The 12,575-nt window shown below is 43.2% G+C and carries 12 protein-coding genes; 2 read left to right on the top strand and 10 right to left on the bottom strand.

Features of this window, described 5'->3' with window-relative positions; all coding sequences use genetic code 11:
* Window positions 1–4: 4 nt before the first annotated feature.
* The 6 genes from ACTJJD_RS09020 to ACTJJD_RS08995 all read right to left on the bottom strand — a co-directional run bounded on the left by ACTJJD_RS09020 (window position 5) and on the right by ACTJJD_RS08995 (window position 6,519).
* Complete coding sequence (locus ACTJJD_RS09020) at window positions 5–1,135, bottom strand: glycosyltransferase family 1 protein (protein ID WP_440600086.1); 1,131 nt, start codon at window positions 1,133–1,135, stop codon at window positions 5–7.
* Window positions 1,128–1,967, bottom strand: a complete 840-nt coding sequence (locus tag ACTJJD_RS09015) for a glycosyltransferase family 2 protein (RefSeq protein WP_429586669.1) — start codon at window positions 1,965–1,967, stop codon at window positions 1,128–1,130. Before ACTJJD_RS09015 ends, ACTJJD_RS09020 begins: the two co-directional genes overlap by 8 nt.
* 2 nt (window positions 1,968–1,969) lie before the next feature.
* Window positions 1,970–3,109 (bottom strand): glycosyltransferase family 4 protein, encoded by a 1,140-nt coding sequence (locus tag ACTJJD_RS09010; RefSeq protein WP_047945663.1) that lies wholly within the window; start codon window positions 3,107–3,109, stop codon window positions 1,970–1,972.
* Window positions 3,075–4,949, bottom strand: a complete 1,875-nt coding sequence (locus tag ACTJJD_RS09005) for a polysaccharide biosynthesis protein (RefSeq protein WP_024719856.1) — start codon at window positions 4,947–4,949, stop codon at window positions 3,075–3,077. The genes ACTJJD_RS09010 and ACTJJD_RS09005 overlap by 35 nt, the downstream gene beginning before the upstream one ends.
* Window positions 4,950–5,114: 165 nt before the next feature.
* A complete protein-coding gene (locus tag ACTJJD_RS09000; RefSeq protein ID WP_048001965.1) occupies window positions 5,115–5,798 on the bottom strand; it encodes a CpsD/CapB family tyrosine-protein kinase in 684 nt (227 codons plus the stop codon).
* Window positions 5,788–6,519, bottom strand: a complete 732-nt coding sequence (locus tag ACTJJD_RS08995; protein ID WP_024719858.1) for a YveK family protein — start codon at window positions 6,517–6,519, stop codon at window positions 5,788–5,790. Before ACTJJD_RS08995 ends, ACTJJD_RS09000 begins: the two co-directional genes overlap by 11 nt.
* A gap of 257 nt (window positions 6,520–6,776) precedes the next feature.
* On the opposite strand from ACTJJD_RS08995, the gene slrR reads away from it, so the two are divergent.
* Window positions 6,777–7,247, top strand: a complete 471-nt coding sequence (gene slrR, locus ACTJJD_RS08990) for an HTH-type transcriptional regulator SlrR (protein ID WP_045034019.1) — start codon at window positions 6,777–6,779, stop codon at window positions 7,245–7,247.
* 259 nt (window positions 7,248–7,506) lie between these two features.
* On the opposite strand, the gene ACTJJD_RS08985 is transcribed toward slrR, so the two are convergent.
* The 4 genes from ACTJJD_RS08985 to ACTJJD_RS08970 form a co-directional block, all read right to left on the bottom strand.
* Window positions 7,507–7,731, bottom strand: a complete 225-nt coding sequence (locus ACTJJD_RS08985; RefSeq protein ID WP_440608316.1) for a phage holin — start codon at window positions 7,729–7,731, stop codon at window positions 7,507–7,509.
* 144 nt (window positions 7,732–7,875) lie between these two features.
* Window positions 7,876–8,772, bottom strand: a complete 897-nt coding sequence (locus ACTJJD_RS08980; RefSeq protein WP_440608315.1) for an iron-hydroxamate ABC transporter substrate-binding protein — start codon at window positions 8,770–8,772, stop codon at window positions 7,876–7,878.
* A 16-nt stretch (window positions 8,773–8,788) separates the two neighbouring features.
* Window positions 8,789–9,790 (bottom strand): FecCD family ABC transporter permease, encoded by a 1,002-nt coding sequence (locus ACTJJD_RS08975; protein WP_440608314.1) that lies wholly within the window; start codon window positions 9,788–9,790, stop codon window positions 8,789–8,791.
* The gene (locus ACTJJD_RS08970) at window positions 9,787–10,722 is read right to left on the bottom strand and encodes a FecCD family ABC transporter permease (RefSeq protein ID WP_440608344.1); all 936 of its coding nucleotides are present in this window, start codon (window positions 10,720–10,722) and stop codon (window positions 9,787–9,789) included. Before ACTJJD_RS08970 ends, ACTJJD_RS08975 begins: the two co-directional genes overlap by 4 nt.
* 427 nt (window positions 10,723–11,149) lie before the next feature.
* Between ACTJJD_RS08970 and ACTJJD_RS08965 the strand changes: the two genes are divergently transcribed.
* Complete coding sequence (locus ACTJJD_RS08965) at window positions 11,150–12,559, top strand: polysaccharide deacetylase family protein (RefSeq protein ID WP_440600083.1); 1,410 nt, start codon at window positions 11,150–11,152, stop codon at window positions 12,557–12,559.
* The last annotated feature ends 16 nt before the right edge of the window (window positions 12,560–12,575 follow it).

The raw sequence follows: 12,575 nt of genomic DNA, 5'->3' as shown, positions 1-12,575 counted from the left end.
TTCCTTACAATCCATACACATTCATCACACGGGTGATGTTCTGTTTTACATCAAATCCTCTAAGGCCAAGCTGAGAAATAATCGTCTCCTGAAGAGGAGGGTCTGCATGGTAGGCTTCTAGTATGGCTTTCATCCACTCATGTGCTGAATCTTGCAAGGATTTCCGTTTCACAAGCCCACAGCCTAAATCGACTTCCTTTGTGATATGATCTGAAATCACACATGGGAGTCCAGATGCCTGCGCTTCCACTAATACGAGAGGAAGACCTTCAAACAAAGACGGCATCACAAACACATCAAATGCTTTCATATACTGCGGAACCTCTGAGACAACGCCCGTAAACACAATGTCTTCCATTAATCCTGCTTTCTCTGCATATGATTCAACCACTGGCCGGAGCGGCCCATCTCCTATGAGAACTAGCTGAAAGGAGACCCCTTGTTTTTTCAGTGTCTGCGCTAACTCGATGAAAAAAACATGATTTTTCTGCTCATGAAATCGGCCAATATGCCCAATGATCAGTTTTCTCTCATGAAGATGGAGGTCTTTTTTCATCTTCACCTTCGCTTCTGGCTCCAACTGAAAAAAAAGGTCCAAATCAATCCCATTTGGCAAAATGTCCACTCGTCCATCGTGCATTCTTTTTTGCCCAAATAAAAAGACACCGGCATCTTCACCGCATGCAACAAGCTGCGTAGAAAAGGCAAAGATCAGCTGACGAAACCCTTTGAGCATCAAATGATCAACCCGGCTAGGAGACTGTTTCCAAGCCGTATTATGTGAATGGCAAATGCGTATCTTCACACCTGCCAGTTTCGCAGCAAGGGCAGAAAAGCCCGTTTGAAAATCTGTATGTGCATGCACCGCCTGATAAGGTCCCGTTTGCTTGATCGTCTTCGTCAACGTTTTGACAAACGTCCATGGAGAGGATGCTCCAATACTTGGGACATAAAAAATCCGCCCGCCAAGCTGACGAATTTCCTCATCGTAATCACAGACATCCTCCCGGTGGGTAATGAAATCAAATTGAAGAACATTCCGGTCGATTGCACGATAGATATTCATGATCATCGTTTCTGCTCCGCCTCTGTTCATTCCGCCCACAACATGAAGTACACGCTTTGGCTCACTCATCCCGAATCGTCCTCCTTTTCACCATAGATCCTCCAAGTTTCCGCTGATGATAAAACCTCATGATCTTTGGTGACATACAGGCACGGATGACCGGCTTAAGCGCAAAGAGATAATCAAACGGCGACAATTTTAATTGCTTGCATGCTTTTAACACAAGCCAAGCATTATCCATTGAATATCGGAATTTCCGGCGCTGAAAGGCCGCTTCATCCTCCCTTACAAGGTATAAGGGCTCTTGCAGATTAAAGCCTTTTCTCCCCGCAGCAAAAAAACGAATCCAAAGATCGATATCTTCCATCCGTCTGGTTGTTTTTACAGAACGATAGCCATTTAAAGCCTTGTAGGCAGACGCTCTCATCATAATCGTCCCATGACAAAAAGGCGTTCCTCTTGCTAGCACCCTTCGATCAGGCTCTGAGACAAGGGCTCGAACGCCCTTCGCCCCTGACTCATCAAACACCGTCATCGCCGTACCAACCACATCATATTCTGGATGTGCTTCAAGGAAATGAACCTGTTTTTCTAATCGTGTAGACACTGATATATCGTCGCCATCCTGTCTTGCAATCAGTTCTCCATTCGCTTCAGTGAGACAACGATTTAAACTGGCGGCAAGTCTTTGATTGTGTTCGTTTCGGATGAGGCGAATTCTATCGGGATCACGTATGGTATAGTGCAGCACTTTTTCATAGGTGCCATCTGTTGATGCATCATCACATATGATGAGCTCCCAGTTTTCATAGGTTTGACGGAGAATCGATTCAATGCTTTCTTCTACTGTCTCTTGGCAATTGTAAACACCCATGATAATCGATACTTTCGGCTGACGCATGCTCACATCACCTTCTCTTTTTGATCCATATACGTTGTGTAAATTTCCTCCATCGCACTTACCGTCTGCTCCTGTGCAAATGCGTGAGCCATAGAACGTCCCGCTTTCCCCATTAGGTGAAGCTGGTCCTTTTTATGATAGAGCTGCTGTAAATAAACGGCTAAACCATTCACATCATGCGGTTTGACTAAAAAGCCGTTCACTCCATGTTTGACGAGCTCACAATGCCCTCTATTTTCTGTTGCAATCACCGGCTTTTCAGCAGACATCGCTTCAAGAAGATTCATCCCAAGTCCTTCTCTCAAGCTGGTTGATACACAGACATCGCTCAGATGCATCCAATCTTCGATGTGTTTGCAAAATCCCGCAAACTGTACATGTTCCTCAAGATTCAGCTGACAGACCAGCTTTTCATAGGACGACCGACTTGTCCCTTCTCCAGCAAATACTATTTTCACATGTGGTATATTCCGATACACCTGCGCGCAAGCTTTGATGAGCATTCCTTGATTTTTATTGTCATTTAATTCACCAGCACACAGCACGATAAAATCTTGCGTGGTAAAACCATATGCTTTACGAAGGCGGTCTTTTTCTTTGTCATCAACTGGTGCAAATCGCTTCATATCGACACCCATACCGGGGACATAATGCACAGCCGCCTTCTCTTTTGACAGACGATCGGCTCTTTCATAGTCTTCTCCATTAATGGTGATGAGTGCATCTGTATATTGAACGAGCCATCTCTCAACTGGATAATAAAGCAGCCAATTTTGAAGCGGTGCCCCCTTCCAAAAGTGAAACCCATGCGCTGTGTAAAGAACTTTCGTCCCTTTTTTGCGCGTCCCTTTAGCCGCTAACCTGCCAATGACACTCCCCATCGGTGTGTGACAATGGATGAACTGATAATGCTCTTTTTCTAACAGCTTTTTCAGCTCCACATAAGCAAGCCGGTTGTGCAAATGAAAAGGGGAACGCTGAATCGGAATGGAATGCGCTTGATCCACATACGGTAGCTCCAGCTGGCCATTTGCCGCTGTATGCACTTCCCATCCTTGTTCCTGAAACCATCTGAAATACGGGAGGTGGAATGCCTTAAAATGATAATCAACCGTTGCGCAAAACAAGACTTTTTTCTTCATTAGCAAGTGGCTCCTCCTCTCGTTGCATCGGTTCAGGCAATACATCATGCGACTCAATGGCGGCAAACAAGGCCTGTCTTAATTGATCGTCACTCATCATATTAAATTCGTGAATAAAGCGGTTCAGCACATACGGATCACCATCCAAGGCATGCCCGATATGGATTTTCGGGAAAATTTGCTCCTGTGCTTTTTCATGTTGGTTGAGTAACTCCTCGTACATTTTCTCTCCGGGACGAATCCCCGTAAATGTGATTGGAATCTGGTCTGTGGTGTAGCCTGAGAGGTGAATGAGGTTTTCTGCGAGGTCGACAATTTTGACTGGCTCCCCCATGTCTAAAACAAAAATCTGCCTTCCTTCTGCTAGTGCACCAGCTTGAATAACAAGCCTTGATGCTTCTGGTATCGTCATAAAATATCTTGTCATGGCTGGGTGCGTGACAGTCACTGGCCCGCCTTTTTCAATTTGTTTTTTAAAGATCGGAATGACGCTCCCCCTGCTTCCGAGTACATTCCCAAACCGGACGGCGACAAATTTCGTTTCACTGCTTGCCCCCATTTGCATAATCACCATTTCAGCAAACCGCTTTGTCGCTCCCATCACATTGGCAGGGTTGACCGCTTTGTCAGATGAGATGAGGACAAATGTTTCAACTCCGTGCTCATGTGCAGCTTCTGCCACATTTTTTGTCCCGATAATATTGTTTTTCACCGCTTCTTTCGGGCTGATTTCCATGAGCGGGACATGTTTATGCGCAGCGGCATGATAAATCATATCCGGCTGAAAATGACCAACGATTTCACTCATTTTTTGTTTATCTTGAATATCCGCAATTTGTGGATATAGGCTAATGCTGTCTCCATACAATTCTTTCAGCTCTAGTAAAATAGAATGAATGCTAAATTCTCCATGTCCCACAAGCACAATCGCCCGAGGGGAAAATACACAAATTTGACGACAGATTTCTGACCCGATAGACCCGCCAGCTCCTGTCACCATAATCGTTTTTCCTTTTAGGTGAACGGATAGACGGCTTGTATCTAATTGAATCGGCTCTCTTCCAAGCAAATCCTCTGGCTGTACATCCCGCAATTGATTCAGCGCATGGGTTCCTTTTAAAATCTGTTCCATTTCCGGCATAATCTGTGTTTTGATTCCAGTCGCTACACATTCCTTATATAGTCCTTTTAATGTGTGACTGCTTTTGGATGGAATAGCAATAATGATTTTTTGAATATCCATCATCGCAACAGCCGTTTGAATATGTTCTTTTCCCCCAAGAACAGGCAGCCCCATAATTTCAAGCTTATGCTTTGTTTTGTCATCATCAATGAAAGCGACCGGCTCAATATGTACATCACTCGACTGCTGAAGCTGACGAACGATAATGGTCCCGGCTGATCCAGCGCCAATGATTAGTGCCCGCTCCTTTTCAACTTGAAACCGCTTGGCACCATCATGAAACAGCCTGGATGCCATTCGTGATGCACCGATGAATAACACATGGAAAAGCCAGACAATAAATAAAAAGCGAAATGGCCATGTCTGCACAAAAATGTACAGCATCGTCATGGAAAATAAAAATGAACACGCAAAGGTCTTCATTAAAGAAAATAGCTCTCTAACCCCTGTATAGGCCCATACTTGCTTGTACACGTGAAAAATATACGAAAACAAATGGTGCCCGATCAGTAGACTGAGCGAAGAAATGACGAGCATTTCAAATGTATATACGGTTAACGCCGCCTCTTGGACAAATTGAAAGCCAAAAAAGACGGCAACTAAGATGAGATATGAATCTAGTGCCACGATGATTGATAATCTTTGGGCGTAAGTCAACGCTCCTCCCCCTTTTTAAAACATCATTATTCTTACGTAAAATGGGCATCAAACCCGTCCTCACATCCCACTACCGATGACGAGCATCTAAGGCATATGTCATGCCCACAGCAGGATCGAGTGCCTCCGTTGTTAAAGATTAGGAGACATCACCTATTAATCTCTTTAATACATATAGTGCCTTCCCTTTTTCACTTTCTTGCCATTTAGCATCGCCCCAAGCAGTTTCCCTGTCGTACCCTCTAATACTTCTTTTGATTTCTTCACAGCGGCAATCTTCGTTTTACCGCTTAAAACCACAAGAATGCTTCCATCCGTCCGGTTTGCTAATATTTTGGCATCGGCTACAGGCAGAAGCGGTGTGGAATCAACAATCACCATGTCATACTGCTGTTCAATCTCGTAAAATAGCTGCTTCATCAAAGAGGAGGAAAGCAGCTCAGCGGGATTTGGCGGAATGGTCCCACTCGGAAGCAGTTCTAAATGCTCAATTGGTGTAGGTAAAATGGCTTCTTCCAAACTGCAATTATTTAATAGCACATTGGTCAATCCGGTGTGCGGGCTTAGATCAAAATATTCATGAATGGCAGGTTTACGTAAATCAGCATCCATGAGCAAAACCCGTTTTTTCTGCTGTGCAAAAACAGCTGCCAAATTTGCAGCCGTAAATGATTTTCCTTCCTTCGGCAAGGAGGATGTGACCAATATCGACTTCAGCCTCGTTTGAATCGACGTGAATTCGATGTTCGTTCGGATCGTTCGGAATTGTTCCGCAATGACAGAGTGAGGATTTAATACAGAAATACAGGATAAATCTCTTTTTTCTCGTTTTTTCCTCTTAAAAATCAATGTTCTGTCCTCCCGTTATGACGGACTGCTTGTCTTTTTTTGCCCTCCTGTCTGCCTGCATCTGATAGACACTGCCGAGGGATGGCAATCCGATCTCTTCTCTTATTTGATGTGTTCGTTTCACCGTATCATCGAGTAAATTCATTAAGAAAATGAGTGTCATTCCCCCTAATACAGAGGCGCCTAGTGCCAGAACGATGTGAACGAATTTACGTGAGTTCATTAGTATCGTGTTAGACAGCTTGGCTTCAGACAAAACATTAATGCGATCCATATTCATGGTTTTTTTGATTTCTTCTTGCAGCACCTCTGTGGCTGTATTCGCAATGGCTACTGCCTTCGCTCGGTCCTCATCTTGTACAGAAATATTTATGACCTCTGACTCATTTTCTGTACTTGTGGCAATTTTGTGTTTTAATCCTTCCGCCGATTCTGTAAGATTGAGTGTTTCTTTTACTTTTTCAATAACGATTGGACTTTTTAATAGGACTTGAAAGGTACGTGTATATTGAAGGTTCATCTGAATATCGTTTAAATTCGCTTGTGCATCACTGCTTCGTTTATGAACAAGAATTTGAGTGGTTGCCTGATATACAGGAGTCGAGACATAGAACTGATAGTAGGCTGAAATGCCCGTTACGATCAGGACAATCAGGATCAGAAGGGCCATTTTCTCTTTTATGACAGAAAACAGCTGCTTAAAACCTATATTCTCATTCATAGATACCTCCCGATTTCATCATAAAAAGGTTATATATGGTTTCTTTTTGTTAATGATTGGATTATAAAAGATAATACCCGCAAAGAAAAATGTCATAATAGGTCTTATAGTTCTTTTTAAAGAACGAAATCGTTCGTTTTCTTTTGTTTACTTCCTGTTTCTTACGTTTTTGAATTTTATAAAGAACAATTTATTTCTTATAATGAACGAAAAGGTCGCAGAACGATTCGCCGGGGAGAAGGGAGATCATATATCGAATGATAGGAAAGGTGATACGCATTTACCGAAAGAGGAAAGGATACTCAATCCAGCAGCTGGCTGAAGATGCCCATGTCTCTAAATCGTATTTGAGTAAAATTGAGCGTGGTGTCCATCGTAATCCATCTGTCCAGTTTTTAAAAAAGGTATCCTCATCACTAGACATTGATTTACAAGAGCTGTTTGATGCAGAAACGATGATGTTTCATTACGCTGAGGGCGGTGAACAGGAGTGGCGGGATCATATCGTTCATGCCGTCCAATCCGGCATGCCTAAAGAAGAACTGTATCAGCTGCTCCAAACCTACAGAAAGGAGCAGGAAGGAAAGACGTTACATGTCCATCAGAGAAAGCTGACCGACTCAAATATGTCAGAATGGAAGCGTCTCATGAGTGAAGCAAAGGCCATTGGCTTAACCATCGAGGAAGTGAAAGCGTTTCTTACCAATATGGGAGAACACCGGGCGTAAGCCACTGAGATCAAACCAATTTGCGGGGAGAGGCGCTTGTCGCTTCGATGAAATAGAGCCTTTTTATATGAAAAGGCTCTTTTCAGTTTATGGACAAAGGGCTAAAATGAACTTATTTTAGCCCTTTGTCTTCTTTTCAGCGTGATAGAAAACCTTTGCAGTCTAGGAAGGACGAGCACCAGCGCGCAGGACTGACACCGAATGCGAGGGTTTGTCTACATGCTGAGAGCCCTTTTGCATGAAAAGGCTCTGTTTTCTATTATTCTTCTTTTTTGGTTCGTGCTTTTTTCGTAATATCATTGTTTTTCCAATAGGCCCATAGTGATGTGCTGCCAAGAAAGGCTAACGTAATGAATTGCTGCACGCCTTCTTCATCAATTGGAATTGGGCTTTTCCCTGCAGCGGTGAGAGCGCTGTTCACAAGTGCCAATAAAAGCAGCACAAGCCTCGCTATAGTGCCTGCACTAATTTTTTGAACCTTCAATGTAACCCCTCCCCTTATCCTTTCATACGGGCGATACTGCTCGTTCCCTCTCATATGTATGCAAAAAGCGAATGAATAGAAGAACGAATCAAAAAAAGAGACATCATTCCTAGATGCGGAATGATGCCTTGATTTATGTGCTGTTTATTTAGAGAACATCTTTTTTGCTTCATCCATTGCCATTTTGTTGCCTAGAGCTGAATAATCTAACCATGGCTGATCGGCAATCGGATACACTTGGTTTTTCTTCACGGCTTTTAGGCCTTTCCAAATTGGCGTCTGCTCTAACTGTTTGAATGCCTGCTGCGCCTTATCATCACGGTTCACGACGACAAAAATAGCATCTGCATCAAAGTCAGGAAGCACTTCTTGAGAAATGACTTCAAATGGACGTTTGCTGTCCAGTTTTTTCACACCATCTACAGGTGTCAGTCCTAAATCATCGTATAAAATTGGCCCCATCGGACGTTTCATACTAAATACTCGAAGCTCTTTTGCTGTTACACGAATTGCCATCACTTTTCCATTTGCAATCTTTTTCTGGATAAGTGATTTGACTTCTTTTGCTTCTTGATTGTAGTCCTTAATATATTGATCGGCTTCTTTTTCTTTATTGACGAGCTTGCCGATTTTTTTCAAATGATCACGCCATGTGCCATCATTTAAATTAAACACTTCGGTTTTGGCAATTTTCTTGTATTTTGATAAGTCTTGTCCAGCCAGTTCTTCATCGACGTAAATGACATCTGGTTTTAAAGCAAGCAATGACTCCATATCAGGATCTGCTGCGATGCCCAGCTTTTTCGTCTGGCTAAGCTGCTTCTTCGCATGTGGAAGGAAATCTTTTAAGTCTCCCCCTACAACAGAGCCAGCAGGTTTTATCCCGAGTGCTAATAAATCATTTGTTAAATGAATCGACAAGGATGCAATCTTAGGTGTTCCGTTTTCATCTTGATTTGTTGTCTTCTTTGTTTCCTGTTGACCACAAGCGGCCAGAATCAAGAAACAGAGCGTTAAACCAAACACAAGTACTTTTTTCATGATGAGTTCCTCTTTCTTATTTTGTTTTTGTTAATAAATAGAGAAAATAAGGTGCTCCGATAAAAGCCACAACCACACCCGCTGGGATGGCATTTGGGGCAAATATGGAACGTCCGAGTGTATCAGCACTGACCAAAATCAACAATCCAAGCAAGGCGCTCACTGGTAAAAAATATTGGTGCAGTGAGCCGACAAGACGCCTCGCCAAATGAGGTGCAACAAGGCCAATAAAACCAATTCCGCCTGTCATCGATACACTTGCACTCGCTAGACCAACAGCTAAGGTGAGAAGAAAAAGTCGTTTGCGCTGTACACGTACTCCGACACTTGAGGCGACGGCATCACCTAACGTTAACGCATTGAGTGTGCTGGACTGCATGAGCGTAAGCGGGACAAGACATACGATCCAAGGCAGGAGCGCAAGTACATGAATCCAGTCTCTTCCCCATACATTTCCCACAAGCCACCTTGAAGCGAAGGTATATGTATCTTCATCCAGTTTCAATGACAAATATAACGTCAATGCACTAAACCCCGCAGCTACGGCAATTCCAACAAGGATCAGCCGGATAGGCACAAGCCCTTCATGCCTGTCGTACGCAAGAAGAACGATGACTGCCGCCGCAAGTAGGCCTCCACCAAACGTAAAGAGCGGAATGAGTAAAGATGGATTTCCTTCTAGTACGTGAAAATACGTCACAAAGATGATTAAGCCGAATGCGGCTCCTGCATTCAGACCAATAATCCCAGGATCAGCCAGTGGATTGCGGGATAAACTCTGCAAAATGCCACCTGCGATGCCTAGACCTATTCCAGCTAGTATCGTCACGACGATTCGAGGCAGACGATAATCAAACAGCACCGTCTCACTTTGGAAATCTCCAAGGCCAAATAACGTTTTGACGACAACGAGAGGACTGAGTTTCAGCGTGCCGGTATTTAAACTATACAGCACAACAGCCGCACTCAGACAAAGCAAAACGGCTGTCACGACAAGAGCACGCCGTTTCTCTTTCATGACAGGTTCCTCCCTTCTTTTCTGGCAATATATAAGAAGAAAGGAACACCAACAAGTGCCACCATGACGCCAATGGCAAGCTCTCTTGGCGGATTTACTGTCCGGCTGGCAAGATCAGCGAAGACGAGAAGCATTGCGCCTAAAATCGCTGACATCGGAATGACGAAACGATAATTGACCCCAACCAACTTTCGTGCAATATGCGGAATGACAAGCCCGACAAACCCAATAGACCCAACCGCCGATACAGACACGCCTGCCAGCAGAACCGCAGCAGCCATACCTAGTATTCGCACTTGCCGGGTTTTCACCCCTAAATTCGCAGCTACATCTTCACCAAGTGATAATAACGAGAGGGATCGTCCTAATAACATCGCCCAAACGATAACAATGAGAATGACTGGAGCAAGGATCACCAGCTGCGGCCATTTGACACCTGCCACACCCCCTGCATACCAAAAAGCCAGATCCTGACTGAGATCAAAGTAAATGGCGATACCCGAGCTTAGCGCATGCAGCAATGCGGCAACAACAGCTCCAGCTACAGTGAGCCGAAGTGGGGTCAGTACGCCGCCAGCCGCCCCAATGGCAAAGATCAGCAGTGTACTGAGAACGGCACCCAAAAAAGAAAATAACATCAATGCCGAATAAGGCATTCCTGGAAAAAAAGCAAAACAGAGAGCGACTACAAACATCGCACCGCCGTTAATGCCTAATATCCCCGCATCTGCCAGCGGATTTCTTGTAATGCCTTGCATCAGCGCACCTGCCACAGCAAACGCCGCTCCAACAAGCGCCGCTCCTAGCACACGAGGAAGCCTTAATTCATGAATGATCTGCTGCTCTGTCACATGAGACTGATAGTCAAACACAGCTGTCCAGACCGTTTGCAAAGACAATGACTTTGCACCGTAGGAAACAGCCAAAAACATAGCCGCCAATAAACCAATGACAGCGAGAAAAAACAATAAAAAGAACAAAATAGGTGATGATCGTTTTTGTTGAGATGTTCGCTTATCCGGCAAAATCGGTGTCATCCTTTTCTTCATTAAAAGTCAGTTTGAAAATGAGAATCATAATCATCAAAATTATAGCCGTCAGCCTCTGAAAAATCAATGTACGGCTCAATTTTTTAATTATTGAAGGTATTGGTAGACGGCAAATAAGAGAATTCTTTCCTTCTGCTTTTTCTCGTTCTGAAAGACCTATCAATTATTACAGTATTTTAATAGGAAAATAGTTGACATTCCGCATGAAAATCCCCTAAAATTACAAAAGTAAGTCAATTGTTATAAAAATATTACAAACAGATGTCAAAAGGATAAAGAATGACCCGTCATGAGAGGAGAATTGAAAGTTGTGTCAGTAAAGGGAAAATGGAGTATCATCCTATTTGCGCTTGCCATCGTCATTGGAGCAGTTGCATTCTTTCAAAATCAGCAAGCAAGCGGTACAGAGAAGAAAAATGTGAAGCAGGATACGAATTATAAAAATGTTGAAATTGTCACTCTTGTAAATGACGGGAAGTTTATGAGATATGCGGTGAACTATCCACTTTTTCATCAAAAAAAGCTAGATGACAAGATTCAAAGCTATGCGAATTCAGCATTAGAACATTTCAAAAAGACATTTAGTGAAGCAAAGGACATTGATGAAAACAAACGGTTTGAACTGAATATTGACTATGACATGGTGCACTATGCAAAACAATCTGCGGCCATTTATTTTACGACCTACACATATACAGGTCAGCAAAATGGAACCACTCATCACGTCACAATCAATTTCGATTTTCAGAAAAAAGACTTTCTTGACACAAAAGATTTATTTCAACCAAAAAAGGACTATTTGAAAAAATTATCCTATATTACATACACGGAGCTTAAAAAAGATAAAACCTTGTCTAAGGATCTATCACTCCTTCAAAAAGGAACAGCCCCTACTGATCAAAACTTCAGTCAATTCGCCTTAAAAGAGAAATATATAGAGTTCTATTTCCCAGCTTCTCAAGTAGCCGCAAAGGACTTAGGTCCGCAAACGCTGGCGATCAAAAAGACGCTACTAAAAGATATCTTGAAGCCGGAATATATGAATAAGACCAAAAATCAGAATGAAATCAAAGAACCAAATCCAAAAAGAAAAGCCGTCAAGCTGCCGCAAAAGCCAAAGCTTGATCCGAATAAAAAAGCCATCGCACTCACATTTGATGACGGTCCAAACCCAGCCACAACTTCAACCATTTTAGCAGCGCTGAAGGAAAATAAAGGACACGCCACCTTTTTCGTATTAGGAAGCAGGGTTCAGTATTATCCTGGAATGCTTGCCGACATTTTAAAGGGCGGAAATGAGATCGGAAACCATTCATATAATCATCCTTTATTAACGAGACTCCCTCTAAAAGAAGCGGTCAAACAAGTAAAAGACACGCAGAAACTGATTGAAAAGGCCAGCGGTTATACTCCTACGCACTTTAGACCGCCATATGGAGGAACAAATCCCGACATCAATCAAGCGGTTGGCATGAACGTTTCATTGTGGGATGTCGATCCTGAAGACTGGAAAATTCGCAACAGCCAGCAGATCACAAACCATGTTCTCTCACATGTAGCAGATGGCAAAACCGTACTCATGCACGATATTTATGACAGCTCTGCTCGAGCAGCAGTGAAGATCATACATGAACTCACCAAACAAGGCTACCAGCTTGTCACAGTCAGCGAACTTGAACAATTGAAAAAAGAACGAAACGAACAGACCCCTGTACAGTAAACACAGGGGCTTTTTT

Origin of the sequence: Bacillus sp. 22446 (assembly GCF_052044955.1) — a bacterium.
Lineage (GTDB): Bacteria > Bacillota > Bacilli > Bacillales > Bacillaceae > Bacillus > Bacillus altitudinis.
Note: the sequence above shows the minus strand (reverse complement) of the source record. Positions and strands in the feature narration are given on the sequence as shown.

Bases quoted from the DNA above. Each gene is read 5' to 3' on its own strand.
- ACTJJD_RS09020 (WP_440600086.1), bottom strand. From the start codon at position 1,135: ATGAGTGAGCCAAAGCGTGTACTTCATGTTGTGGGCGGAATGAACAGA.
- ACTJJD_RS09015 (WP_429586669.1), bottom strand. From the start codon at position 1,967: ATGCGTCAGCCGAAAGTATCGATTATCATGGGTGTTTACAATTGCCAA.
- ACTJJD_RS09010 (WP_047945663.1), bottom strand. From the start codon at position 3,109: ATGAAGAAAAAAGTCTTGTTTTGCGCAACGGTTGATTATCATTTTAAG.
- ACTJJD_RS08995 (WP_024719858.1), bottom strand. From the start codon at position 6,519: ATGAATGAGAATATAGGTTTTAAGCAGCTGTTTTCTGTCATAAAAGAG.
- slrR (WP_045034019.1), top strand. From the start codon at position 6,777: ATGATAGGAAAGGTGATACGCATTTACCGAAAGAGGAAAGGATACTCA.
- ACTJJD_RS08980 (WP_440608315.1), bottom strand. From the start codon at position 8,772: ATGAAAAAAGTACTTGTGTTTGGTTTAACGCTCTGTTTCTTGATTCTG.
- ACTJJD_RS08975 (WP_440608314.1), bottom strand. From the start codon at position 9,790: ATGAAAGAGAAACGGCGTGCTCTTGTCGTGACAGCCGTTTTGCTTTGT.
- ACTJJD_RS08970 (WP_440608344.1), bottom strand. From the start codon at position 10,722: ATGTTTTTGGCTGTTTCCTACGGTGCAAAGTCATTGTCTTTGCAAACG.